Origin of the sequence: Stenotrophomonas sp. (assembly GCF_050737075.1) — a bacterium.
Classification (GTDB): Bacteria; Pseudomonadota; Gammaproteobacteria; order Xanthomonadales; family Xanthomonadaceae; genus Stenotrophomonas.
Genome location: NZ_JBOHXV010000077.1, coordinates 1 through 23701, shown reverse-complemented (window position 1 = coordinate 23701; position 23701 = coordinate 1). Strand labels below are relative to the sequence as shown.

Genomic DNA, 23701 nt, shown 5'->3' with positions numbered 1-23701 from the left:
GCGCCACCCGCACCCAGCAGGCCGCGCGCGGCGTGGCCAGCCGCAGTGCCGAACCGCAGCGCGCGGTGGCCAGCCAGGCATCGCCCGCGCCGGCCCTGCCCAACGCCGAGCACCGCCCGTTGCCGTTCGGTGATGCCAGCGGCCTGCAGGCCCGGCCGTGGCCGCGCTCCACGCTGGGCGGCAGTGGCGCGCTCAACGCCAGCTTCTCCACGCAGGAGCCGCAGGCGGCGTTCTACCCGTTCGAACCGCGCCTCCAGGATGAAGGCACGGCCACACCCCCGGCGCGCAGGCAGCGCGACTGAGCCGGTTGTCACCGTCCCATCGGGCGCTGTGCAAGCCGTGCAGCGCTCCCCCCTTACTTTCTGATCCCTGACCCGGAGGCTCGAGTCTGATGACCGCCCGTATCCGCATGCATGCCATGGCCCTGGTGGCCATGACCCTTCCCCTGGTGGCCTGCGCCCAGTCGCCGGCCCCGGCCGCGCCGACGGCCGCCGCTGCACCGCGCGCGCCCGCCGCGCCGCTGGTCAGTGGCCTGCCGGACTTCACCAATCTGGTGGAGCAGGTCGGGCCGGGTGTGGTCAACGTCGAAACCACCATCGTGCGCAGCAACCGCCAGGCGCGGGGTGCCGGGCCCGGCGGTGGCGACGACCAGATGCCGGAGTTCTTCCGTCGCTTCTTCGGGCCGGACTTCCAGATGCCGGGCCAGCCCGGTGGCGACGATGAAGGCCCCAGCATCCGCGGCCGCGGCATGGGCTCGGGCTTCATCATCTCCCCCGACGGCTATGTGCTGACCAATTACCACGTGGTGGCCGACGCCGGCGAAGTGAAGGTCAAGCTGGGCGACCGCCGCGAGTTCGTCGCCAAGGTGGTCGGCAGCGACCAGCAGTACGACGTGGCCCTGCTGAAGATCGAGGGCAAGAACCTGCCGACCGTGCGCGTGGGCGATTCGAACACGCTCAAGCCGGGCCAGTGGGTGGTGGCGATCGGGTCGCCGTTCGGCCTGGATCACTCGGTGACCGCCGGCGTGGTCAGTGCGGTCGGGCGCAGCACCGGCGGCCAGGACCAGCGCTACGTGCCGTTCATCCAGACCGACGTGGCCATCAACCAGGGCAATTCGGGCGGCCCGCTGCTCAATACCCGCGGTGAAGTGGTCGGCATCAACTCGCAGATCTTCTCCGCCTCGGGCGGCTACATGGGCATCAGCTTCGCGATCCCGATCGACTTGGCCATGGGCGCGGTCGAGCAGATCAAGAAGAACGGCCGGGTCAGCCGCGGCCAGCTCGGCGCGATCGTCGGTGCCATCACCGGCGACGTGGCGCAGGGCTTCAACCTGCCCGACAGCCGCGGTGCGCTGGTCAACGAACTGGTGCCGGGCAGTGCCGCCGCCAAGTCCGGGCTGGAAGTCGGCGACGTGATCCGTTCGGTCAACGGCACGGCGATCAACACTTTCAGCGACCTGCCGCCGCTGATCGGCGCGCAGGCGCCGGGCAGCAAGGTCCGCCTGGGCGTGCTGCGCGATGGCCGCGAGCGTGAGATCACCGCCACCCTGACCGAGCTGGCCGACGACGCCGCCCGCGGCCCGACCGGCCCGGCAGCGGCCGACGCCGCGCCGCAGGCCGGGGCCAACGCCCTGCTGGGTCTGGACGTGGCGGACCTGACCGCTCCGCAGCGCCAGCAGCTGGGGCTGGATGCGGGCGAGGGCGTGCGGGTCACCGGTGTCAAGGGCCAGGCCGCCCGCGACGCCGGGCTGTCGCCGGGCATGGTGATCCTGCAGGTCGGCCGTGTTCCGGTCGGCAACGTCAGCGCGCTGAACAAGGCGCTGGGCAGCTACAAGAAGGGCGATGTGGTGATGCTGTTGATCCGTGCCAACGGCAACAGCGCCTTCGTGCCGGTCAAGACCGGCCAGTAACCCCCGCCACTGCTGCGTTTCCGGGCCCGCTTCGGCGGGCCCGGTCGTATTTGGCCTCCGGCACGCGGGAGGGGGTCGGGCATGCGATAATGTGCCGTTATCCTGACGACGCGACGCGCCGCCGCCACCTATGTCCTCTGATTCGATGCGGAACATCCGCAACTTCTCCATCATCGCCCATGTCGACCACGGCAAGTCCACGCTGGCCGATCGCATCATCCAGCTTTGCGGTGGCCTCCAGGCCCGCGAAATGGAGGCGCAGGTGCTCGACTCCAACCCGATCGAGCGCGAGCGTGGCATCACCATCAAGGCCCAGTCGGTGTCGCTGCCGTACGTGGCCAAGGATGGGCAGACCTACCACCTGAACTTCATCGATACCCCCGGGCACGTCGACTTCTCCTATGAAGTCAGCCGCTCGCTGGCCGCCTGCGAAGGTGCGCTGCTGGTGGTCGATGCCGCCCAGGGCGTGGAAGCGCAGTCGGTCGCCAACTGCTACACCGCGGTCGAACAGGGCCTGGAAGTGGTGCCGGTGATCAACAAGATCGACCTGCCGACCGCCGACATCGAGCGCGCCAAGGCCGAGATCGAGGCCGTCATCGGCATCGACGCCACCGACGCGGTGGCGGTCAGTGCCAAGACCGGCCTGAACGTGGTGGACGTGCTGGAGGCGATCGTGCATCGCATCCCGCCGCCGGTGCCGCGCGATACCGACAAGCTGCAGGCGCTGATCATCGACTCGTGGTTCGACAACTACCTGGGCGTGGTCTCGCTGGTGCGCGTGATGCAGGGCCAGATCAAGGCCGGCGACAAGCTGCAGGTGATGTCCACCGGCCGCAACCACCAGGTCGACAACGTCGGCGTGTTCACTCCCAAGCGCAAGGTGCTGCCAGCCCTGCGTGCCGGTGAAGTGGGTTGGGTCACGGCCAGCATCAAGGACGTGCACGGTGCGCCGGTGGGCGACACCCTGACCCTGGCCGCCGACCCGGCCGCCAAGCCGCTGCCCGGCTTCCAGGAAATGCAGCCGCGCGTGTTCGCCGGCTTGTTCCCGGTCGACGCCGAAGACTACCCGGACCTGCGCGAAGCGCTGGACAAGCTGCGCCTGAACGATGCCGCATTGCGGTTCGAGCCGGAAAGCTCCGAAGCGATGGGCTTCGGCTTCCGCTGCGGCTTCCTGGGCATGCTGCACATGGAAATCGTGCAGGAGCGCCTGGAGCGCGAATACAACCTGGACCTGATCAGCACCGCGCCGACGGTGGTCTACGAGGTCCTCAAGACCGACGGCACCATCATCAACATGGACAACCCGGCCAAGCTGCCGCCGGTGAACATGGTCGATGAAATCCGCGAGCCGATCATCCGCGCCAACGTGCTCACCCCCGAGGAGTACATCGGCAGCATCATCAAGCTCTGCGAAGAGAAGCGCGGCAGCCAGATCGGCATCAATTACCTGGGCAGCCAGGTGCAGATCAGCTATGAACTGCCGATGGCCGAAGTGGTGCTGGACTTCTTCGACAAGCTCAAGTCGGTCAGCCGCGGCTATGCCTCGCTGGACTACCACTTCGTGCGCTTCGATGCCGGTCCGTTCGTCCGCGTGGACGTGCTGATCAATGGCGACAAGGTCGACGCGCTGTCGCTGATCGTGCACCGCAGCCATGCCGACCGCCGCGGCCGCGAGCTGTGCGAAAAGATGAAGGAACTGATCCCGCGGCAGATGTTCGACGTGGCCATCCAGGCCGCCGTCGGCTCGCAGATCATCTCCCGCACCACGGTCAAGGCGATGCGCAAGAACGTGCTGGCCAAGTGCTATGGTGGCGACGTTTCGCGCAAGAAGAAGTTGCTGGAGAAGCAGAAGGAAGGCAAGAAGCGCATGAAGCAGGTGGGCCGCGTGGAGATCCCGCAGGAAGCCTTCCTCGCCGTGCTGCAGATGGACAAGTAAGGCTCCCGTTCCCAAGGACACTGCATGAAACTGTTTGAGATCCTCCTGGTCGTACTGACGCTGGCCTCGGGCCTGATCCTGCTGGCCGACAAGCTGTACTTCGCCAAGCGCCGCCACGCGAACGCCGGGCTGCTGGACTCCGAGCCGGTGCTGGTGGACTACTCCCGGGCCTTCTTCCCGGTGCTGGCGATCGTGCTGGTGGTACGCAGTTTCATTGCCGAGCCCTACAAGATCCCCTCCAGTTCGATGATGCCGAACCTGCTGATCGGCGACTTCATCCTGGTCAACAAGTTCGCCTACGGCTTGCGCCTGCCGCTGAACAACCTCAAGGTCGTGCCGATCGGCGAGCCCGAGCGCGGCGACGTGGTGGTGTTCCACTTCCCCGGCCATTCGGACAACGACCCGAACAAGGGCGAGAACTTCATCAAGCGTGTCATCGGCGTGCCGGGTGACGAGGTGGTGTTCCAGGGCAACGGGCTGATCCTCAACGGCACCCCGGTCAAGTACGAGAACAAGGGGTTGTATGCTGGGCACCGTGGCCAGGGCGAGGGCAGCTCGCTGCTGGTCGAGCACCTGCCGGGCCGCACCCACACCGTGCTGGAGACCGACTACCCGCGTGGCGAAGGCCAGTGGACCGTGCCGGCAGGCAAGTACCTGGTGATGGGCGACAACCGCGACAACAGTGATGATGGCCGCTTCTGGGGCCTGCTGCCGGAGGAGAACCTCCGTGGCAAGGCGTTCCTGATCTGGCTGAACTGCTCGGGCTGGTTCTGCAAGGACGGTTTCGAGCCGTCGCGGATCGGTACCGGGATCAACTGATTTTCTGGCAAGCGCGTATCTGGGGAGAACGCAATGAAGACGATGAAGACGCAGCGTGGCATGACCCTGACCTCCTTCCTGGTGGTGTTGTGCATCGTGGGCTTCGGCCTGTACATCGGCATGAAGCTGTTCCCGATGTACTCCGAGTTCTACGCGGTGAAGACCGCCCTCAAGGGCATCGCCAAGGAACCTGGCGTGGGCAACATGGAGCCGGGCAAGGTGCAGGAGATGTTCTTCCGCCGCCTGGACATCAGCTACTCCGAAAGCGTGAAGCCGGCCAACGTGAAGTTCGAGCGCGTCAGCGGCGGCTGGAACATGAAGGTCAACTACGAAGTGCGTCGCCCGCTGGTCGGCAACCTCGACGTGGTTGGAAAATTTGATGCCCACCAGGAATTGACCCTTAGCGGTGCCGACTAACACTTTCAAACGCGGTGACCGCATCGGTCACGCCTTCAATGACCCGGGCCTGCTTCAGCAGGCCCTGACGCATCGCAGTGCCGGCACGCCGAACAACGAGCGGCTGGAGTTTCTCGGCGACAGCATCGTCAACATGATGATTGCCGAGGCGCTGTACCAGCGCTGGCCCAAGGCCGACGAAGGCGCGCTCACCCGCGCCCGGGCCGAGCTGGTGCGCGAAGGCGCACTGGCGGTGATTGCCCGCACCCTCGAACTGGGCGACCGGCTGACGCTGGGGCCCGGCGAAATGAAGTCCGGCGGCCACCGCCGGGACTCGATCCTGGCCGACGCGCTGGAGGCCATCGTGGCCGCCATCTACCTGGATGCGGGCTTCGCGGCCTGCCAAGCAGTCGTTCTGCCCTGGTTCGGCCCCTCCATGGAGGCCCTGCCGGCCACCGGCAAGCCCGAGAAAGACCCCAAGACCCGGCTCCAGGAATGGCTGCAGGGCCGACAGAAGGCGCTGCCGCTGTACGAATTGGTGTCAGAATCAGGCGACGATCACGCCAAGACCTTCCGGGTACGCTGCGGCGTAGCCGATCCCGCTGTCAGCACCGAAGGCGAAGGTGCCTCGCGACGGCTGGCCGAACAACAGGCGGCTGCGGCCGCCCTCGAGCAACTGGATTCCAAGTGAGCGAAGCAGCAACCCCCCATCATTGCGGCAGCGTGGCCGTCATCGGCCGCCCCAACGTCGGCAAGTCCACCCTGACCAACGCCCTGGTGGGCGCCAAGGTCAGCATCGTGTCCAACCGGCCGCAGACCACCCGCCACCGGTTGCTGGGCATCGCCAGCTACCCGGAAGGGCAGCTGGTGCTGGTCGACACCCCCGGGCTGCACCGCGTGCAGAAGCGCGCCATGAACCGGGTCATGAACCGCGCCGCGCGCGGCTCGCTCGAGGGCGTGGACGCCGGCATGCTGGTGATCGAAGCCGGCCGCTGGGACGAGGAAGACACGCTGGCCTTCAATGTGCTCAGCGACGCCGGCGTGCCGGTGGTGCTGGTGGTGAACAAAGTGGACCGCATGAAGGACAAGGCCGCGCTGCTGCCGTTCCTGCAGCAGGTCACCGAAGGCCGCACGTTCGCCGCCGTTCACCCCATTTCCGCGCAGAAGCGCAACGGCTTGGAAGCGCTGGTGCGCGACCTGCTGAAGCTGCTCCCGGTGGCCCCACCGATGTTCGGCGAAGATGAAATCACCGACCGCAGCCAGCGCTTCCTCGCCGGCGAGCTGGTCCGCGAGCAGCTCATGCGCCAGCTTGGCGAAGAGCTCCCGTATGCCACCACGGTGGAGATCGAGCGCTTCGTCGAAGATGGCAACCTGCTGCGGATCGGCGCCGTCATCTGGGTCGAACGCGAAGGCCAGAAGGCGATCGTGATCGGCAAGGGCGGTACCCGCCTGAAGGACATCGGCGCCAAGTCGCGCATGCAGATGGAGCGCCTCTTCGACGCCAAGGTCTTCCTGGAGACCTGGGTGCGGGTGCGCGAAGGCTGGTCCGACGACGAAGCCGCGCTGAAGGCCTTCGGCTACGAGTAAGCCCGTCGGGCTGCTCCGGCACCGCAGGCCATGCGCATCGAAGACGAACCGGCGTTCGTGCTGCATGCCCGCCCCTGGCGGGAGACCAGCCTGCTGGTGGAAGTGCTGACCGAACAGTACGGGCGCATCGGGGTGCTGGCGCGCGGCGTCAGCAGTCCGCGCAGCCAGGCGCTGCGTGCCGCCCTGCAGCCGCTGCAGTGGATCCGCCTGACGGCGGTGCAGCGTGGCGAGCTGGCCCAGCTGCGCGGCGCCGAGGCCCTGGATGCCGCGCCCCGGCTGACCGGCGACGCCATGCTCGCCGGCTTCTACGTCAATGAACTGGTGATGCGGCTGGCACCCCGCCAGGACCCGCTGCCCGAGCTATTCGAACATTACGGCCTGGTGCGGCACCGGCTGGGAAGCGGGGAGCCGTTGGCCTGGACCCTGCGCCGCTTCGAGCGGGACCTGCTGGAAGACCTGGGCTTCGGTTTCGACCTGGCCCATGGCAGCGATGGCGAGCCGATCGATCCGGCGGCCCGCTACGAACTGGACCCGCTGGAGGGGCCGCGGCGGCTGCTCAGCGAACGCGGCCTGGACCCGCGCCGCGGCACGGCCACCGGCAGCGCGCTGCTCGCGCTTGGGGAAGACGTACAGCCTGGCGCCGACGACCTGGCCAGCCTGCGCCGCGGCATGCGCGCGGTGCTGCTGCATCACCTCGGCGGGCGCGGATTGAAATCGTGGGAGATGTTGGAGGATCTGGCGCGGCGACGGTGATTTACGTGCGCAGGATGATGGCTTTGACACGCATGGCTCGTGTACGTGCACAGGATCATGGCTTTGACACGCATGGCGTGTCACTACGACCCTTGGTCGACCGGGTTGGGGGTCGAACGTTGATGGGGGTTGCACCCTACGCGTCGGGACACGCCATGCGTGTCCTCTTAATGCAACAGGGACTCTACCGCCGCACGGAATTGGGTATGGGCGCCGTTGGACTCCGGCGCCTGGTGCAGCTGGCGTACCGCGCGGGCCAGGCGCGCGGCACCGACAAACCCACAGCTGGCCTGCAGCCGGTGCAGCTGGCCCTTCAACGTGCCCACATCGTGCTGCAATACCGCCTGGGCCACCGCATCGCGTACCCCCGGCAGCTCGGCCAGGAACAGTTCGCGCAGCGCGATCAGGTGGTTGCGCTGCCCATTCAGGGCGGCCAGGGCGGTGATCTCGTCCCAGTCCTCACGCTCGGCGTCGCTGCTGTCGCTTGCTCCCGGGGCGCCTCCCGGGCTGTTCACCAGCGCCCGGCGCACCGCCTTGAGCAGCTGCTCGCGGCTGAGCGGCTTGACCAGGGTGTCGCTGAAGCCGGCATCGCGCAGCCGCGCATGCATGCTGGTGTCGCCATCGGCCGTATGGGCCAGCGCCGGGGTGTCCGGGCGCGAGCGGCGCAACGCGTGCAGCAGCTCGGCGCCATTGCCGTCCGGCAGGTTCACGTCGATCAGCCACAGGTCGTGCAGGCCGGCCTGGCCACGTTCCATGGCGCTGGCCAGCGAATCGGCGGTGTCCACCTGGGCGGGTAGGGTCTCCAGCGCAGCCTTGAAGAAGCCGCGGCTGATGGTGTCGTCCTCGACGAGCAGGAGTCGGGGCACGGGAACCCTCGGGGTCATCTGCATTTGGGGCTGCCTCCATGTCAGCTATGCGCATATTAAACACGATGCGGCGTCCTGCAAGCGTCATGAGCGGGCTGACCGGCAGCCGGGTACGCGTATCTGCGACAATACGCACCCTTTTTGTCCGCAGCCTGTTGCCACGTGGCCCGATCCCGTTCCCGCCTCGACAAGACCCCGTTCCAGACCGACATCCTCGACCTCAGCCATGACGGACGGGGCGTTGCCCGCCGTGAAGGCGAGGGCGGCAAGGTCACCTTCATCTCCGGCGCGCTGCCCGGCGAGGTGGTGCGCGCCGAGCCCACGGCCCGCAACCGTCACTTCGACGAGGCCCGCACCGTCGAGGTACTGCAGCCGTCGCCGCAGCGGGTAACCCCGCGCTGCCCGCATTTCGGCGTCTGCGCCGGCTGCGTGCTGCAGCACCTGGAGGAGTCGCAGCAGATCGTGGCCAAGCAGCGGGTGCTGATCGACAACCTGACCCGCATCGGTCACGTCACCCCGGGCAGCGTGCTGCCGCCGCTGGTCGGCGACGCCTGGGGCTATCGCCGCAAGGGCCGCTTCTCGGTGCGCCGCGTCGAGAAGAAGGACAAGACCCTGGTCGGCTTCCGTGAGCTGGACCCGCGCTTCGTGGCCGACCTGAGTCAGTGCCTGACCGTGATTCCGCAGATCGGCATGAAGGTCTCGGCACTGTCGACCTTCATCGAAACCCTGGACGGCAAGCGCGATATTCCGCAGGTGGAGTTCATCGCCGGCGACGACGCGATCGTGTTGACCATCCGCCACATGCTTCCCCTGAGCGATGCGGACAAGCATGCCTGGGCCGCCTTCGGCGAGGAGCACGGCTTTGCCATCTACCTGCAGCCCGGCGGCGTGGAGTCGGTGCATCCGCTGGTGGCCGAGGTGCCGCTGTCGTTCCGCCTGGCCCCATGGAATATCGAACTGGCGTTCCGCCCGCTCGATTTCATCCAGGTCAACGCCACCCTCAACGAGAAGATGATCGCGCTGGCGCTGGAGCTGCTCGACGCCGGTCCGGACGAGCGCGTGCTGGACCTGTTCTGCGGCCTGGGCAACTTCACCCTGCCGCTGGCGCGCACCGTGCGCGAAGTGGTCGGCGTGGAAGGCGAGGCCGGGCTGGTGGCGCGCGCGAAGGAAAACGCCGCACGCAACGGCCTGGACAACGCGCAGTTCCATGCCGCCGACCTGACCCAGGACCAGCGCCAGACACCGTGGATGCGCCAGGGCTTCGACAAGCTGCTGCTGGACCCGCCGCGTTCGGGCGCGATCGAAGTGCTGCAGCAGCTGCCGCTGAAGCAGTTCAAGCGCATCGTGTACGTCAGCTGCCACCCGGGTTCGCTGGCGCGCGACGCCGGTTACCTGGTGAACGAACAGGGCTTTACCCTGGTGTCGGCAGGCGCGATGGACATGTTCCCGCACACCGCGCATGTGGAAAGCATCGCGGTATTCGAGAAGCGCTGACATGGGCATCGAGATCGAACGCAAGTTCCTGGTCAGCGGTGATGGCTGGCGCGCCGCCGCGCACGCGGTGCTGCCGATGGCGCAGGGCTACATCAACGACAGCGCGGCGATCGACAGCGGCGCGCAGCAGGCTTCGGTGCGCGTGCGCATCCAGGGCGAACAGGCGTTCCTCAACCTCAAATCGCGCGACATCGGCCACACCCGGCAGGAGTTCGACTATCCGATTCCGGTGGACGACGCGCGCGCGCTGCTCGCGCTGTGCGTGGGTGGGCTGATCGACAAGCGCCGCCATCTGGTCCGGCACGGCGGCCTGCTGTGGGAAGTGGACGAGTTCCTGGGCGACAACGCCGGGCTGGTCGTGGCCGAAGTCGAGCTGGACGATGCCGCGCAGGCCATCGACCTGCCGGAGTGGGTGGGCGCTGAAGTGACCGACGACGTCCGCTACTACAACCTGGCCCTGGCCGCGCACCCGTTCAGCCGCTGGGCGAGGTAACAGGTTGCCGGCCAGAGGCCGGCTACCCATTGTGTTGGATGGGCGCATCCCCATGTCGGGGAAATGAAAATCGATATCTGGTCCGACGTGGTATGCCCCTGGTGCTGGATCGGCAAGCACCGCTTCCAGCAGGGCCTGGCCCTGCTGGGTGACGATGCGCCGGCCGTCGAGGTGGTCTGGCATCCTTTCCTGCTCGACCCGGACGCCGGCACCCGCCCGGTGCCCCTGCGCGAGGCGTATGCCGCCAAGTTCGGCAGTGCCGAGCGCACCGAACAGATCCTCACCCAGACCCAGACCACTGCACGCGCCGAAGGCCTGCCGATGGACTTCGACCAGGGCCAAGTCCGTGTCACCACGCTGCCTGCGCACCGGCTGATGTGGCTGGCCGGCCGTGAAGGCGTGCAGGCCGAGGTCGGTGAGGCGCTGTTCCGCGCCCATTTCGTCGAGGGCCGCAACCTGGCCGACCCGCAGACCCTGGCCGATGCCGGGGCGGCCGGCGGCCTGGCCGCTGAGCGGATCACCGCGCTGCTGGCCAGTGACGAGGGCCTGGAGGAGATCCAGGCACAACTGGCCCAGGCCCAGGCGCTGGGCATTCAGTCGGTGCCCACGTTCGTGATCAATGACCGCTACGCGCTCCAGGGCGCCCAGCCGCCGGAGGCGTTCGCCCAGGCCCTGCGCCAGATCGCGGCCGAGATGCCGGACCCGCCGCCTGCCGGTGGCCAGTCCTGCGACGCACAGGGCTGCGCCTGACCGCCCGCCACGGCCCCCCGGCCGTGGCCTAGCGCGTGCGGGTTCTGCGACAATGCGGCGGTGCGCCATGCTGGTGCCCCGTTTTGGAGATTGACCCATGCTCGTGATCGGCGTTGCCGGGACCGAACTCACTGCCCAGGAACGCGATTGGCTGCAGCACGACGCCGTGTCCGGCGTCATCCTGTTCAAGCGCAACTTCGCCTCGCGGCAGCAGGTTGCCGACCTGTCGGCGGCCATCCGCGCCGCCGCGCCCCGGCCGGTGCTGGTCTGCGTGGACCAGGAAGGCGGCCGCGTGCAGCGCTTCCGCGACGGATACAGTGCATTGCCGCCGCTGCAGGGCTTCGATGCGCTGTATGCGCAGGACCCCGACGCCGCGCTGGCCCTGGCCGAGCAGCACGCCTGGCTGATGGCCAGTGAAGTGCGCGCCAGTGGCGTGGACCTCAGCTTCGCCCCGGTCGTGGATCTGGGGCGCGGCAACCGCGCCATCGGCGACCGCGCCTTCAGTGCCGACCCGCAGGTTGTCGCCGCGTTCACCCGCGCCTACGTGCGCGGCATGCACAGCGTGGGCATGGCCGCCACGCTCAAGCATTTCCCCGGCCACGGCAGCGTGCTGGAAGACACCCACGTGGCGGCGGCCAGCGACCCGCGCGCGCTCGATGAACTGCGCGCGCTGGACCTGCTGCCGTTCGCGGCCGGCATCGACGCCGGCGCGGATGCCGTGATGATGGCCCATGTGGTCTACCCGCAGGTCGCGCCGGAACCGGCCGGCTATTCGCCGCGCTGGATCCAGCAGATCCTGCGCAATGAGATGGGCTTCCGTGGCGTGGTGTTCTCCGACGACATCGGCATGGCCGGGTCGTTCTCGGTTGGTGGCGTGCAGGCGCGCGTGCATGCGCACCTGGATGCGGGCTGCGACGTCGTGCTGGTCTGCCACCCGGAGCTGGTCGACGAGGCGCTGCGCGCCGTCGAGGGCCGCCCACTCAATACTGCCGCGCTGCTCGGCCTGATCGGCCGCGGCGCGCTTGGCTGGGACGGCCTGCTGGCTGACGCCCGCCATGGCAGCTCCCAATCCCGTTTGCTTGACACCCTTGGAAGAACCGTCTGATGCCCAACCTCACCATTTCCCAGGCCCTGGCCCAGGCCGACCTGCTGGTCGACCGTCCCACCATCGACAAGGCCATCGCCGGCATCGCCGATGCCATCGCGGCCGACTACAAGGGCGAAGTACCGCTGTTCCTGTCGATCATGCACGGTGCGCTGCCGTTCGCCGGCCAGCTGGCGCTGGAGCTGGGCGCGCGCGGCCAGGACCTGCAGTTCGATTACCTGCACGCCACCCGTTACCGCGGTGAAACCACCGGCGGTGAGCTGGTGTGGAAGCACAAGCCGGCCACCGCGCTGTTCGGCCGCCGCGTGCTGCTGGTCGACGACATCCTCGACGAAGGCTTCACCCTGCAGGGCGTGCGCACCTGGTGCCTGGAGCAGGGCGCCACCGACGTGCGCATTGCCGCGCTCACCGTGAAGAAGCACGACCGCGCGCTGCCCGACGTCAAGGCCGACTACCCCGGCATCGAACTGCCGGATCGCTACGTGTTCGGCTTCGGCATGGACGTCAACGAAGCGCTGCGCGGCGTGCCCGCCATCTATGCGATGAAGGAATAAGCAGCGCCCATGGAAGCGATCTCCCTGGCCGTCATCGGCGGCACTGGTGTGTACAAGCTGGCCCAGCTCGATGACGTGAGCAGCCATGCCGTGGAAACCCGTTACGGCACCCCGTCCGGGCCGATCCGGGTCGGCACGCTGCTCGGCCAGCGGGTGGCGTTTCTGGCCCGCCACGGCGAAGGCCATTCGCTGCCGCCGCACAAGATCAACTACCGTGCAAATCTTGCTGCGTTGCAGCAAATTGGTGCCGCGCGCGTATTGGCGCTCAATACCGTGGGCGGCATCACCGAACACTTCGGTCCGCGCGTGCTGGCCTGCCCCGACCAGTTGATCGACTACACCTGGGGCCGCATCTCGACCCTGAGCGAAGAGCCGGGCAGCGAGGTGCTGCATGTGGATTTCGGCCATCCCTACACGCCGATGCTGCGCAGCAAGGTGCTGGCGGCGGCCAAGGTGACCGGCGTACGCCTGCACGACGGCGGCTGCTATGGCGCCACGCAGGGGCCGCGGCTGGAGACCAATGCCGAAATCGCGCGGATGCGCCGCGATGGCTGCGATCTGGTCGGCATGACCGGCATGCCCGAGGCCAGCCTGGCCCGGGAACTCGGCCTGGACTATGCCTGCCTGGCCATCGTGGCCAACTGGGCCGCCGGCTGTGGCGATGGCGACGAGATCACCATGGCCGAAGTGCTGGCCAATGTGGACGCGGCGTCGGCCGGATTGCCGGAACTGATTGGCGAAATGGCACGCGGGTGATTGTCATTGCGTAACAAGCTTTGCATACTCCGCCAGTGCGCTGGTTGAGCGTACACCACCCATTCATTGAAGAAGGTCTCGCATTACCATGCCGAACGGTACCGTCAAGTGGTTCAACGACGCCAAGGGATTTGGCTTTATTTCGCCGGAGGACGGCAGCGCCGACGTCTTCGCGCACTTCTCCGCGATCAACTCCAAGGGCTTCCGCAGTCTGCAGGAAGGCCAGAAGGTCACCTATGACGTGACCTCGGGCCCGAAGGGCGCCCAAGCCTCGAACATCGTGCCGGCTGAGTGATCCACTCCGCTGCGCGTTGAAAAACCCCGCTCCGGCGGGGTTTTTTTTGGCTGCGGTACTCACCTGATCTTCATGCGGCCTGCACGTTTGCTCCATTAGGGTCGGGCTTGCCTGCGCTGCGCCATGGCCGGGTGATCTGCAATGCAACGGGGGAAATGCCGGTGTCCCAGCATGTCGCTGTGGACAGCGTTTTTCCTGTTGGTTCGCATCATCACCTACAAGGCCACGATCATGGAAAACATCATCCGCAACGGGGATTTCAGCAGCGGGCTGTCTCATTGGAAGGCCAACAAGGGGGTCGACACCGCTGTCGACGGTGGCCGCCACTACGCGTATTTCGGCAAGGGCGTGGGAATCACTCAGGAACTCCATGGCATGGAGGGCGGGGCGAAGTGGCTGCTGCGGTTCGAGGTCGCCGAGTATCCGTTGAAAGCAACCGCTTGGCGGACGTCGATGGTGCGACCGCCGACGTTGGAGCTGCCCCGGATGCAGCGCGAGGTGCCCCTGCTTGAGGCACAGTTGGCGTTGCTGCTGTTCGACGGCACGACGTATTGGCATTCCATCGATACGTTCGATGTGTACCCGAGCTGGGGAATGGTTTCGCGCAGCTTCGATGCTCCCAAAGGTTGCGATGTCGGCGATGTGTCGATCATGCTCTACGACTTCGAGGGACAGCCCGACCGATCCATGGCCATTCGTGGCATCGAACTCTTCAAGCCCGACTGGGCATGAGCGGCTGACCCCACCGCGTCCACCCTCCGTACAGGGACCGCCAACCCCGGTCCCTGTGCAGATCGTCGATAATGGCGGTTTCCCGCCGCGACAGGACGTCACATGCAACCCCGCACCATCGCCATCGTCGGCTACGGCACTGCCGGCCAGGCGCTTTCCGTCCTGTTGTCGCGCGATGGCCACCAGGCGCATGTGTTCGAACGTGCCGTCGCGCCGGGGCCGGTGGGTGCCGGTTTCCTGCTGCAACCCAGCGGCTTGGACGTGCTGTGGCAGATGGGCCTGCTGCCGCAGGTGCTGCAGCATGGCGCGGCCGTGCGTCGCCTGTACGGCGAAACGCCCTGTGGCCGCCCGGTCATGGACATGCACTATGCAGGCCTGCATGCGCACCTGCATGGCATCGGCATGCAGCGCGGCGCGCTGTTCTCGCTGTTGGCCGAGGCCTGGGAACAGCCGGGCAACCTGCAGGCCGACACCACGATCGTTGATGTGGACACCGCCAACGGACGTGTGCGCGATACCCGCGGAACGTGGCATGGTCCGTATGACCTGGTGATCGCCGCCGATGGCTCGGCCTCGTCGCTGCGCACCCTGGTGCAGGGCACCCGGCTGGACCGCGAGTACCCGTGGGGTGCGTTGTGGTGCCTGCTGCCGCGCGGCGACTGGGCGCATCACGACGAACTGCGCCAGCGTTACGTGGCCGCGCGCAAGATGATCGGCCTGTTGCCGGTGGGCACCCGCCCGGGCAATCCGCAGCCGCAGCTGAGCTTCTTCTGGAGCCTGCCGCGCGACCAGTTCGCGCAATGGGAGCAGGACGGCATGCCGCGTTGGCTGGACGAGGTGGCCACGCTGTGGCCACAGGCCCACCTGCGCCTGCAGGACGTATGCGATGGCGCGCAGCTGGCGCGCGCCGGGTACCGCGATGCCGTGATGGCGCGCTGGCATCGCGAGCGGCTGGTGCTGGCCGGTGATTCCGCGCATGCCATGAGTCCGCAGCTGGGGCAGGGCGTCAACATGGCGCTGATGGATGCGCTGGCACTGCGCGACGCATTGCGCGCGCACGCCGACCGCGATGCCGCGTTGCGTGCGTACCAGGCACAGCGCAGTGCGCACGTGGCCATCTATCACTTCTGGAGCCGCTGGTTGACCCCGCTGTTCCAGTCCGAACGCGATACGTTGGCGCAGGCCCGGGACGTGCTGTTCAAGCCGATGGGCAATCTGCCGGGCGGCCGCGGCCACATGCTGCGCGTACTCAGCGGCACCCAGCGGGGATGGTTGGGGAAGTTGAAACTCTCGCCCGGTTTTGTCGAGGCGATGCGCCCACTCGAAGCCGAAGCGGCATCAGCACATAACGTTTCGTAGCGGTGAACAGGGTGTTGCGTGAAGGGTCAACCAACACTTGTTGACGGTGAAATCACCGTCGCCATGGGAGAAAGGAAGCGTTACTGGACCTCATCCCCCAAGGAGATAGACATGTTGTTTCCGGCCGACGTTCTCGATACTGAAATCTGCAAACTGCGCGGACTGCTGCAGATGTTGCACGAGGATCAGCCGGACGTGATGGAAGACATCTTCGAATTCCACGTGACCAGCCTGATCACCCACGCCGCGCCGGAACACCACGCGCGCATCCGCTCGGCGGCGCGTGCGATGCTGGCCGAAGTGCTCAGCCGCCCGGTGCGGCCCAATCCGAATGCGCCGGACATCCGTCTGATGCCCGAGGTGTTGCTGCCCTCGGCGGCGTGAGCAGCCGGGCAGAGCCCGGCGCTACGGTGCGGGGGAATCTCACCGCATCGGCAACACAATGGCGTGGTCTTCGACGCACGCCACCAGCTGCTCGCCGGCATCCAGCACCGGTGCGATACCGGCGGTGAACTTCGAATAGGCCGGCAGGACCGTCAGCCGATCGCGTAGCCAGAACGCCGGCCACCGCCGCTGCATGCCGGGCAGCTTGGCCAGCGGATGCAGATGGCCGCACAGCACATGCAGCGCAGGGTGCGGCTGCGGATCATGCCGCAGCAGAAACGGCCCTTCCTGCACCCGCTCACCGAGCAGCGTGATGCCCAGGTCCGCCTTCGGCAGCACGCGGTCGTGGTTGCCGGCCAGCGCACCGATCTCCAGCGTGGGGTGCTGCTCCCGCCAGCCCTGCCATTGGCGGTACCAGGCGGCGCGATGCGCCGCGCCGTGCAGCACGTCGCCCAGGATCCACAGCGTGCGCACGGGATGCTCGGCGAGCAGCCGCGTCAACCGCGCCAGGTCCTCGCCGGTGCCGCCGCTGGGCAGGCCGATGCCGGCACGCCGGAACAGATCCGCTTTTCCCAGGTGCAGGTCGGCGATCAGCAACGCCTCGCGTGCGGGCCAGTACAGGGCACGCTCGCCCAGCAGCCGCATGTCTTCGCCTGCAAGCGTAATGGCCGCATCAGTTGGCATGGCGCGTCTCCAGTTGGTTGGCCGCGCGCAGCACGCGCGTCTTCCAGTCTTCGTTGCTGAGCTGCCCGCGCAGGCGCTCGGCCCACAGCGGGAACGACAGCGGCCCCAGCGTGGCGGGCGCCTGCAGGCACAGCGTACGCGCCTGGCAGCGACGCAGCGTGTTGGCCAGGCCCTCCAGATCCAGTTGGCCGTGCAGCACTTCCTGTTCGGCCAAGCCCAACAGAATATGGTCCGGGTCGTGCTGGCGCAGCACGTCGTACAGCAGGCCGGCGGAGGCCTGCAGCTGGCGCAGGCTGCGCGGCGTGCGCCCGGGCAGCGCAGGGATCAACAGCCCGGACACCCGCGCGATGTCGCGGAACTGGCGACGGGCCAGCTCACCCAGGTTGAGGCTGTCGCGCAGGTCGGCGAACACGCCGTCGGGTCGCAGCAGCGCGCTGATCCGCGCCGTATCCACCTCGACCGCGCGTGCCGGCGCCAGCACGAAGCCATAGTCGTTGGCGGCGTAACCGAACGTGTTGGCCTGCACCCGCGTCCAGCGCATCGCCATCAACGCCGCGATGCCTTCGTTGACCTGGCGTCCGGCGAAGGGATACACGAACACGAACTGGCCGTCCCGCCGCCGCACCGTTTCCACCAGCAGCAGCGACGGACCGGGCAGGGCGGAGACGCGCGCCTGCAGGCGCAGCAGGGGCGCCAGCCACCGCATTTCCGGGCTGGTGGCGGGCGCGGCGAGCACGGCTTCCATTTCCTGCCCCAGCGCCGCAGACAACGGCAGCCGCCCGCCCTGCCAGCGCGGCACCACGCCTTCGCCGCCGCGCGCCAGCCGCACATAGGCCGTGAGGTTTTCCAGGCGTACCAGTTCCAGCAGGCGGCCGGCGAACTGGAAGTGGTCGCCGGGACGCAGGCGCCCCACGAACTGCTCTTCCACCGTGCCCAGCCGACCGCCGCGCAGGAACTGCACCATGACGCTGCCGTCGCTGGTGATGGTGCCGATCGACAGCCGGTGGCGCAGTGCCACGCGACGGTCGTGCACGCGGTACACGCCGTCGGCGTCGCGCACGACTTTGTGGAAGTCCGGGTACTGCGCGAGCGCGCGCCCACCCTGCACGATGAAGTCCAGCACGCCCTGCCACTGCGCCGCATCCAGCGCCGCGAAGGCATGCGTGCGGCGGACCTGCTCCAGCAGCGCATCCGCCTCGAAACCGCTACCCAGCGCGCAGCTCACGCAATGCTGCGCCAGCACGTCCAGCGACAGCCGCAACGGGCGGCGCGCCTCGATCACGCCGTCGGCCAGCGCGCGCCGCGCGGCGGCATACTCCACCAGCTCCAGCGCATGCGAGGGCACGCACACGATGTGCCCGGATTCGCCCGGGCGATGGCGTGCGCGCCCGGCGCGCTGCAGCAGCCGCGCGATGCCTTTCGGACTGCCGATCTGCAGCACCTGGTCGACCGCCGGAAAATCCACGCCCAGGTCCAGGCTGGAGGTGGCCACCACGCAGCGCAGCACACCGTCGCGCAGGCCCTGTTCCACCACGCGCCGTTGTGCGGGGTCCAGCGAGCCATGGTGCAGGCCCAGCGTGGCCGGGTCTTCGGGCCACACCGCCGACAGCGCCTGGTGCCAGAGCTCGGCGTGTGCGCGGGTGTTGGTGAACAGCAGGCTGGTCCCGACCGAAAACAGTTTCTCCTGCACGCGCTGCAGCTGCGACAGGCCCAGGTGACCCGCCCACGGAAACCGCTCGCCCTGCGCCGGCAGCAGCGTCTCCACGGCCACCGCGCGCGGGCGCACGCCCGCCACCAGCGGTGCATCGGGCCGATCGGGCAGCAATACCTCGCGCGCCTCGTCCAGGTTGCCCAGCGTGGCCGACAGCCCCCACACCTGCAACGCGGGCAGCGCATCGCGCAGCCGCCGCAGGTTCAACTGCAGCAGCACGCCGCGCTTGTTGCCCACCAGCTCGTGCCACTCGTCCACCACCACGCAGCGCAGCTGGCGCAGATGCGCCAGGGTGGCGGGATAGCTCAGCAGCAGTGCCAGCGACTCGGGCGTGGTGACCAGCACATCCACGCGGCCTTCGCGCGCCAGCCGCTTGTCGCGCGCGCTGGCATCGCCGGTGCGCAGGCCCACCTGCCAGTCCAGCCCCAACGCGTCCAACGGCTCGCGCAACGCCCGTGCGGTGTCGCTGGCCAGCGCACGCAACGGGGTGATCCACAGCACCTGCAAGGCCGGCACTGTCTTACCCTTGCGGCCGGTGGTCGCACGCGGCAGCGGATCGGCCAGCGCTTGCAGCAGCGGGCCGCCGAACATCGCCAGCGTCTTGCCGCTGCCGGTGGGCGTGTGCAGCAGGCCCGACTCGCCCGCAAGGTAATGCCGCCACATCGTTTTCTGGAAGGGCAGCGGCGCCCAGCCGCGGCTGGCGAACCACGCGGTCAGCCGGGCCATCGCCTCACGCCGCGTCACCGCGCCAGCGCCTGCAGCTGCGCCAGCGTATCGGCCTCACTGGCCGGCTTGTCGTGCCGCCAGCGCAGGATGCGCGGGAAGCGCACCGCGATGCCCGACTTGTGCCGGGCGCTGCGGTTCACCGCCTCGAAGCCGAGTTCGAACACCTGCTCGCCGCGCACACTGCGCACCGGGCCGAAGCGTTCCAGCGTGTTGGCGCGGATCCAGCGGTCCAGCGCCAGGATCTCCTTGTCGTCCAGGCCCGAGTACGCCTTGGCTACGGGCACCAGCCGCTCGCCGTCCCACACGCCGAACGTGTAGTCGGTGTACAGCGTGCTGCGCCGGCCGTGGCCGGCCTGCGCGTAGATCATCACCGCATCGATGGTGAGGGGATCGATCTTCCACTTCCACCAGTCGCCGCGCCGCCGGCCACTCTGATAGACCGAACTGCTGCGCTTGAGCATCAGTCCTTCCACGCCGCGCTCGCGCGCCTGCGTGCGTTGCGCCGCCGCGGCAGGCCAGTCGGCGGCGACGAGCGCCGGTGACAGGGCAAGGCGTGGGTCGCCCAGCGCATCCAGCACCGTCGCCAGACGCGCGCGCCGCGCCGCCAGCGGCTGCTGGCGAAGGTCTTCGCCGCCCAGCTCCAGCAGGTCATAGGCCAGCACGCGCACCGGCGTGTCGCGCAGGGTCTTCGGGCCGGGCTTGCGCCGCTGGATGCGCGTCTGCAGCGCGGTGAACGGCAGCGGCTGCGCCTCGCCATCGCGCCAGGCCAGCAGTTCGCCATCGATCACGGTGCCATCCGGCAGTGCCATCGCCGCGTGCTCGATCTCCGGGAAGCGACCGTCCAGACGCTCTTCGCCGCGCGACCACAAGGCGACCTCGCCCTGGCGGCGCAGCAGCTGCAGGCGGATGCCATCCCACTTCCATTCCAGCGTCCAGTCGTCGATCGGGCCCAGGCTGGTGACGTCGGCTTCGAGCGGGGAGGCGAGGTAGAACGGATACGGCTGCTGCCGGTCCTCGGGCAGTTCCTCCGGCGTAAGCAGCGTGGCCAGCAGGCCGGGCGAGGGCACCCACGCCCCGAGCATGCGCTGGGCGATGCGGGCGATGTCGATACCCGACAGCTCCGCCAATGCCTGCTGCACGAGGCGCTGCGATACGCCCACGCGCAGCGCGCCGGTGAGCAGTTTGTTGAACACCAGGCGTTCGGCGGCAGGCAGGTGGCGCCAGCCTTCTTCCACCGCCGCGCGTCGTACCGCTTCGGGTTGGTTGGCCACCGCCAGCAGATGGCCTTCGATCCACTCGGCCAACGGCCGTTCCGGCGCGGAGTCGTGTGGGTCGTGGAGCAGCAGCGTGAGTGTCTCGGCCAGGTCGCCGACCTGGTCGTAGCTGTCGGCCACCAGCCAGTCCGGCAACACGGATGCCTCCGCGATCCACGCGCGCAGTTCGCCGCTGCTGGCAATCTTCTGGCGGGCGCCGCCCACCTTGCCGCCGCTCAGCAGGTACAGCGCCCACGCCGCATCATGCGGCTGCGCGGCGCGGAAGTACGCGACCAGCGCGGCGCGTTTGTCGAGCGTAGCGGTGCTCCGGTCCAGGCGTTGGTACAACGCGGCGAAGGCCCTCATTCCTCGCTCCCGAAATCGGTGCGGAAGGCCTCGGCCGCGATGCCGCGTTCGCGCAGGAACGGAATGAGCGCATCGGTATTGCCATGGGTGGCGATCACGCGCCGCGCACCGGTCTGTTCGATGGTCTGCAGCAGCGCCGGCCAGTCGGCGTGGTCGGACACCACGAAGCCACGGTCGTAGTTGCGCCGGCGACGATTGCCGCGCAGCCGCATCCAGCCTGACGCGAAGCCCAGCTGGTGTTTGCCGAAGCGGCGCAGCCACGTGGTGCCGGCGGCCGACGGCGGTGCCAGGATCAGCTTGCCCGCGGCATCGGGCTCGCGGCCCTGTTCGGCCACCGTGTGCGTGTCCAACATCGCAATGCCGGCCTGCCGGTACACCGCCACCCCATTGGCAATGGCCCCGTGCAGCCACGCCGGCTGGTCGTCCAGCGGCAGCAGTTCGGCCAACACCCGCTGCGCCTTGCCCAGGGCGTAGCACAGCAGGATCGCGGCTTCGCCGCGTTGTTCGCACTCGCGCCGCCAGGCCACGATCTCGGCGGCCACCGCGGCGGTGTCCTGCCAGCGGTAGATCGGCAACGCGAACGTGGCCTCGGTGATGAATACATCGCACGGCACCACCTCGAACGGCGCGCAGGTCGGATCGGGCTGGCGCTTGTAGTCGCCCGACGCGACCCAGACCTGCGACCCGTCATCGATGCGCACCTGTGCCGAGCCCAGCACGTGCCCGGCCGAATGCAGCGACACCTGCACGCCGCCCAACGTGAAGCGTTCACCGTAGTCGTGTGCCTCCAGCGCGACATCGCCCAGCCGCCAGCGCAGGATCGGCACGCTGCCGGTGCTGCAGTAATACTGGCCCATCCCGCCGCGCGCATGGTCGCCGTGGCCGTGGGTGATGACCGCGCGCGGTACCGGCCGCCACGGGTCGATATGGAAATCGCCCGCCGGGCAGTACAGGCCCTCCGGACGCAGCACCACCAGGTCATTGTTCGCCACGTCTGCAGTCATGCCTGCACTGTGCCGCCGCGGTCGTGCACGAGGTGAGAATCCGGCTGAACGGCGACCCGCGCGTGGATGCGGCAGAATCGTGGCACCTGCCAGGAGGCCTGCGTCATGACGTCCGCATTGCCCGCGTTCGAGACCCACGAAGTCACCAACCAGCCGCCGCCGTTCGGCGTTCGCAATCTATGGGCCGACGACGTGGCCCTGGCCGACGCCGTGCAGCGCGAGGGCGGCGCGGGGTTCGTCGATGTGCTGCAGGCCTATGGCGGCAGCGCGGGCGACACGTTGTACCGGCTGGGATTTGAGGCCAACCGTGATCGTCCACGGCTGCGTACGCATGACGCGCAGGGACACCGCATCGATACGGTCGAATTCCACCCTGCCTATCACCAGCTCATGGAGGTGGCCAAGCGCCATGGCGTTGCCGGGCTGTCCTGGCACGATGGCCGCGCGGGTGCACACGTCGCGCGCGCGGCGCTGAGTTTCCTGCATCACCAGGCAGAGGCCGGCACCAGTTGCCCGTTGACCATGACCCATGCGGCGGTGGCCGTGCTGCGCCAGGATCCGGCGCTGGCCGAATGGGCCGACAAGGCGGCCGCGCCGATCTACGACCCACGCGATGTGCCGATCGCCGACAAGGCCGGCATCACCCTGGGCATGGGCATGACCGAGAAACAGGGCGGTTCGGACGTGCGCAGCAACGCCACCCGCGCCGAACCGCGCGCCGACGGCAGCTATGCGCTGGTCGGGCACAAGTGGTTCTTCTCCGCGCCGATGTCCGACGGCTTCCTGGTGCTGGCGCAGGCGCCGGGGGGGCTGACCTGTTTCCTGATGCCGCGGCGGCTGGCCGATGGCAACCGCAATGCCTTCCGGCTGATGCGGCTCAAGGACAAGCTGGGCGACTGGTCCAATGCATCCAGCGAAATCGAGCTGTGCGGCGCGTGGGCGCGCCGGGTGGGCGACGAAGGGCGGGGTGTGGCGACCATCATCGGCATGGTCATGCTGACGCGGCTGGACTGCATGCTCGGCGCCGCGGCGGAAATGCGCATGGCGCTGGCGCAGGCCCTGCACCACACCCGGCATCGCAGCAGTTTCGGCCGCCGTCTGTGCGACCACCCGCTGATGGCCAACGTGCTGGCCGACCTGGCGATCGAGTCGGAGGCGGCAACCGCCTTTGCCATGCGCGTTGCCCGCGCGGTCGACCTGGCGCCGCACGATGCACAGGAGGCGGCCTTCGCGCGCATTGCAACGGCGGTCGGCAAGTACTGGGTGTGCAAGCGTGCGGCGGTGTTCGTCAACGAGGCGCAGGAGTGCCTGGGCGGTGCCGGCTATGTCGAGGAATCCATGCTGCCACGCCTGTACCGGCAGGCGCCGCTGAATTCGATCTGGGAAGGCAGCGGCAACATCCAGTGCCTGGACGTGTTGCGCGCGTTGGCGCGCGAGCCGCAGGTAGTGCCGGTGCTGGAGGCGGAACTGCAGACGGTGGTGGGGCAGGACCCGCGTTACGACGCTGCCTTGCAGGCACTGCGCGAGCAGTTGGCCGCCACCCCTGCGGAGGCGCAGGCACGGCGGGTCACCGAACGACTGGCGTTGCTGTTGCAGGCCTCGGTCCTACTGCGTGCGCAGAGCCCGCTGGCGGCCGCATTCGTTGCTTCCCGCCTCGGCGGAGACCACGGCATGGCATTCGGTACGTTGCCCGATGACGTCGACCATCAGGCCATCATGGCGCGCGCGTTGCCGTAACGCGGGGCCGACCGGCGTCGCCGGTCGGCCCA

23 protein-coding genes and 1 pseudogene are annotated in these 23701 nt (G+C 68.3%); 19 read left to right on the top strand and 5 right to left on the bottom strand.

Translation table 11 applies throughout. The features are described from left to right. From ACREPD_RS16620 to recO, 8 genes and pseudogenes are all read left to right on the top strand, one after another. A pseudogene (locus ACREPD_RS16620) lies at window positions 1-302 on the top strand (anti-sigma factor); the annotation flags it as partial. Window positions 303-391: 89 nt separating this feature from the next. Further along, window positions 392-1909 carry a DegQ family serine endoprotease gene (locus ACREPD_RS16615; RefSeq protein WP_431600359.1) on the top strand — a complete coding sequence of 506 codons (1518 nt, stop codon included), beginning with the start codon at window positions 392-394 and terminating at the stop codon, window positions 1907-1909. 145 nt (window positions 1910-2054) lie between these two features. Next, the gene (gene lepA, locus ACREPD_RS16610; protein WP_421569922.1) at window positions 2055-3845 is read left to right on the top strand and encodes a translation elongation factor 4; all 1791 of its coding nucleotides are present in this window, start codon (window positions 2055-2057) and stop codon (window positions 3843-3845) included. Window positions 3846-3869: 24 nt separating this feature from the next. Beyond that, window positions 3870-4664 (top strand): signal peptidase I, encoded by a 795-nt coding sequence (lepB, locus tag ACREPD_RS16605; RefSeq protein WP_431600358.1) that lies wholly within the window; start codon window positions 3870-3872, stop codon window positions 4662-4664. Between the two features lie 33 nt (window positions 4665-4697). Continuing rightward, the gene (locus tag ACREPD_RS16600; protein ID WP_431600357.1) at window positions 4698-5081 is read left to right on the top strand and encodes a DUF4845 domain-containing protein; all 384 of its coding nucleotides are present in this window, start codon (window positions 4698-4700) and stop codon (window positions 5079-5081) included. Beyond that, window positions 5071-5751, top strand: coding sequence for a ribonuclease III (gene rnc, locus ACREPD_RS16595; RefSeq protein WP_431600356.1), 681 nt, complete (start codon window positions 5071-5073; stop codon window positions 5749-5751). Before ACREPD_RS16600 ends, rnc begins: the two co-directional genes overlap by 11 nt. After that, the gene (gene era, locus ACREPD_RS16590) at window positions 5748-6647 is read left to right on the top strand and encodes a GTPase Era (protein WP_431600355.1); all 900 of its coding nucleotides are present in this window, start codon (window positions 5748-5750) and stop codon (window positions 6645-6647) included. Before rnc ends, era begins: the two co-directional genes overlap by 4 nt. A gap of 30 nt (window positions 6648-6677) precedes the next feature. Continuing rightward, window positions 6678-7400, top strand: coding sequence for a DNA repair protein RecO (gene recO, locus ACREPD_RS16585; RefSeq protein WP_431600354.1), 723 nt, complete (start codon window positions 6678-6680; stop codon window positions 7398-7400). A 167-nt stretch (window positions 7401-7567) separates the two neighbouring features. Here recO and ACREPD_RS16580 read toward each other — a convergent pair whose 3' ends face one another. Further along, window positions 7568-8290 (bottom strand): Hpt domain-containing response regulator, encoded by a 723-nt coding sequence (locus ACREPD_RS16580; RefSeq protein WP_431600353.1) that lies wholly within the window; start codon window positions 8288-8290, stop codon window positions 7568-7570. 138 nt (window positions 8291-8428) lie between these two features. Between ACREPD_RS16580 and rlmD the strand changes: the two genes are divergently transcribed. The 10 genes from rlmD to ACREPD_RS16530 all read left to right on the top strand — a co-directional run bounded on the left by rlmD (window position 8429) and on the right by ACREPD_RS16530 (window position 16188). After that, a complete protein-coding gene (gene rlmD / locus ACREPD_RS16575) occupies window positions 8429-9760 on the top strand; it encodes a 23S rRNA (uracil(1939)-C(5))-methyltransferase RlmD (protein WP_431600352.1) in 1332 nt (443 codons plus the stop codon). Between the two features lies 1 nt (window position 9761). After that, entirely contained in the window at window positions 9762-10253 is a 492-nt protein-coding gene (locus tag ACREPD_RS16570) for a CYTH domain-containing protein (protein ID WP_431600351.1), read from the top strand. Between the two features lie 63 nt (window positions 10254-10316). Continuing rightward, window positions 10317-11003, top strand: a complete 687-nt coding sequence (locus ACREPD_RS16565; RefSeq protein WP_431600350.1) for a DsbA family oxidoreductase — start codon at window positions 10317-10319, stop codon at window positions 11001-11003. 97 nt (window positions 11004-11100) lie between these two features. Next, window positions 11101-12108, top strand: coding sequence for a beta-N-acetylhexosaminidase (nagZ, locus tag ACREPD_RS16560; protein ID WP_431600349.1), 1008 nt, complete (start codon window positions 11101-11103; stop codon window positions 12106-12108). Next, window positions 12108-12662 (top strand): hypoxanthine-guanine phosphoribosyltransferase, encoded by a 555-nt coding sequence (locus ACREPD_RS16555; RefSeq protein ID WP_421569795.1) that lies wholly within the window; start codon window positions 12108-12110, stop codon window positions 12660-12662. Before nagZ ends, ACREPD_RS16555 begins: the two co-directional genes overlap by 1 nt. Window positions 12663-12671: 9 nt before the next feature. Beyond that, complete coding sequence (locus tag ACREPD_RS16550) at window positions 12672-13418, top strand: S-methyl-5'-thioinosine phosphorylase (protein ID WP_431600348.1); 747 nt, start codon at window positions 12672-12674, stop codon at window positions 13416-13418. An 88-nt stretch (window positions 13419-13506) separates the two neighbouring features. Further along, on the top strand, window positions 13507-13713 hold the full coding sequence (locus tag ACREPD_RS16545; protein ID WP_313343069.1) for a cold-shock protein: 207 nt from the start codon (window positions 13507-13509) through the stop codon (window positions 13711-13713). A gap of 171 nt (window positions 13714-13884) precedes the next feature. After that, window positions 13885-14445, top strand: a complete 561-nt coding sequence (locus ACREPD_RS16540) for a hypothetical protein (protein WP_431600347.1) — start codon at window positions 13885-13887, stop codon at window positions 14443-14445. 102 nt (window positions 14446-14547) lie between these two features. Further along, entirely contained in the window at window positions 14548-15804 is a 1257-nt protein-coding gene (locus tag ACREPD_RS16535; RefSeq protein ID WP_431600346.1) for an FAD-dependent oxidoreductase, read from the top strand. Between the two features lie 18 nt (window positions 15805-15822). Continuing rightward, window positions 15823-16188 carry a hypothetical protein gene (locus ACREPD_RS16530; protein WP_431600345.1) on the top strand — a complete coding sequence of 122 codons (366 nt, stop codon included), beginning with the start codon at window positions 15823-15825 and terminating at the stop codon, window positions 16186-16188. A gap of 39 nt (window positions 16189-16227) precedes the next feature. Here ACREPD_RS16530 and pdeM read toward each other — a convergent pair whose 3' ends face one another. The 4 genes from pdeM to ACREPD_RS16510 are packed head-to-tail and all read right to left on the bottom strand — an operon-like array spanning window position 16228 to window position 21932. Beyond that, window positions 16228-16872: a ligase-associated DNA damage response endonuclease PdeM gene (gene pdeM / locus ACREPD_RS16525; protein WP_431600344.1), complete on the bottom strand. Its 645-nt coding sequence runs from the start codon at window positions 16870-16872 to the stop codon at window positions 16228-16230. Then, window positions 16862-19309, bottom strand: a complete 2448-nt coding sequence (locus ACREPD_RS16520; protein ID WP_431600343.1) for a ligase-associated DNA damage response DEXH box helicase — start codon at window positions 19307-19309, stop codon at window positions 16862-16864. Before ACREPD_RS16520 ends, pdeM begins: the two co-directional genes overlap by 11 nt. A 14-nt stretch (window positions 19310-19323) precedes the next feature. Then, complete coding sequence (locus ACREPD_RS16515; RefSeq protein ID WP_431600342.1) at window positions 19324-20928, bottom strand: ATP-dependent DNA ligase; 1605 nt, start codon at window positions 20926-20928, stop codon at window positions 19324-19326. Beyond that, the gene (locus ACREPD_RS16510) at window positions 20925-21932 is read right to left on the bottom strand and encodes a ligase-associated DNA damage response exonuclease (RefSeq protein WP_431600341.1); all 1008 of its coding nucleotides are present in this window, start codon (window positions 21930-21932) and stop codon (window positions 20925-20927) included. The genes ACREPD_RS16515 and ACREPD_RS16510 overlap by 4 nt, the downstream gene beginning before the upstream one ends. Before the next feature lie 105 nt (window positions 21933-22037). On the opposite strand from ACREPD_RS16510, the gene ACREPD_RS16505 reads away from it, so the two are divergent. Continuing rightward, complete coding sequence (locus ACREPD_RS16505) at window positions 22038-23669, top strand: isovaleryl-CoA dehydrogenase (protein WP_431600340.1); 1632 nt, start codon at window positions 22038-22040, stop codon at window positions 23667-23669. The last annotated feature ends 32 nt before the right edge of the window (window positions 23670-23701 follow it).

Bases quoted from the DNA above. Each gene is read 5' to 3' on its own strand.
- lepA (WP_421569922.1), top strand. From the start codon at position 2,055: ATGCGGAACATCCGCAACTTCTCCATCATCGCCCATGTCGACCACGGC.
- ACREPD_RS16565 (WP_431600350.1), top strand. From the start codon at position 10,317: ATGAAAATCGATATCTGGTCCGACGTGGTATGCCCCTGGTGCTGGATC.
- ACREPD_RS16520 (WP_431600343.1), bottom strand. From the start codon at position 19,309: ATGGCCCGGCTGACCGCGTGGTTCGCCAGCCGCGGCTGGGCGCCGCTG.
- lepB (WP_431600358.1), top strand. From the start codon at position 3,870: ATGAAACTGTTTGAGATCCTCCTGGTCGTACTGACGCTGGCCTCGGGC.
- ACREPD_RS16580 (WP_431600353.1), bottom strand. From the start codon at position 8,290: ATGCAGATGACCCCGAGGGTTCCCGTGCCCCGACTCCTGCTCGTCGAG.
- ACREPD_RS16555 (WP_421569795.1), top strand. From the start codon at position 12,108: ATGCCCAACCTCACCATTTCCCAGGCCCTGGCCCAGGCCGACCTGCTG.
- nagZ (WP_431600349.1), top strand. From the start codon at position 11,101: ATGCTCGTGATCGGCGTTGCCGGGACCGAACTCACTGCCCAGGAACGC.
- ACREPD_RS16505 (WP_431600340.1), top strand. From the start codon at position 22,038: ATGACGTCCGCATTGCCCGCGTTCGAGACCCACGAAGTCACCAACCAG.
- ACREPD_RS16535 (WP_431600346.1), top strand. From the start codon at position 14,548: ATGCAACCCCGCACCATCGCCATCGTCGGCTACGGCACTGCCGGCCAG.
- ACREPD_RS16570 (WP_431600351.1), top strand. From the start codon at position 9,762: ATGGGCATCGAGATCGAACGCAAGTTCCTGGTCAGCGGTGATGGCTGG.
- recO (WP_431600354.1), top strand. From the start codon at position 6,678: ATGCGCATCGAAGACGAACCGGCGTTCGTGCTGCATGCCCGCCCCTGG.
- pdeM (WP_431600344.1), bottom strand. From the start codon at position 16,872: ATGCCAACTGATGCGGCCATTACGCTTGCAGGCGAAGACATGCGGCTG.
- ACREPD_RS16515 (WP_431600342.1), bottom strand. From the start codon at position 20,928: ATGAGGGCCTTCGCCGCGTTGTACCAACGCCTGGACCGGAGCACCGCT.
- ACREPD_RS16550 (WP_431600348.1), top strand. From the start codon at position 12,672: ATGGAAGCGATCTCCCTGGCCGTCATCGGCGGCACTGGTGTGTACAAG.
- ACREPD_RS16510 (WP_431600341.1), bottom strand. From the start codon at position 21,932: ATGACTGCAGACGTGGCGAACAATGACCTGGTGGTGCTGCGTCCGGAG.
- ACREPD_RS16600 (WP_431600357.1), top strand. From the start codon at position 4,698: ATGAAGACGATGAAGACGCAGCGTGGCATGACCCTGACCTCCTTCCTG.
- ACREPD_RS16540 (WP_431600347.1), top strand. From the start codon at position 13,885: ATGTCGCTGTGGACAGCGTTTTTCCTGTTGGTTCGCATCATCACCTAC.
- ACREPD_RS16615 (WP_431600359.1), top strand. From the start codon at position 392: ATGACCGCCCGTATCCGCATGCATGCCATGGCCCTGGTGGCCATGACC.
- ACREPD_RS16545 (WP_313343069.1), top strand. From the start codon at position 13,507: ATGCCGAACGGTACCGTCAAGTGGTTCAACGACGCCAAGGGATTTGGC.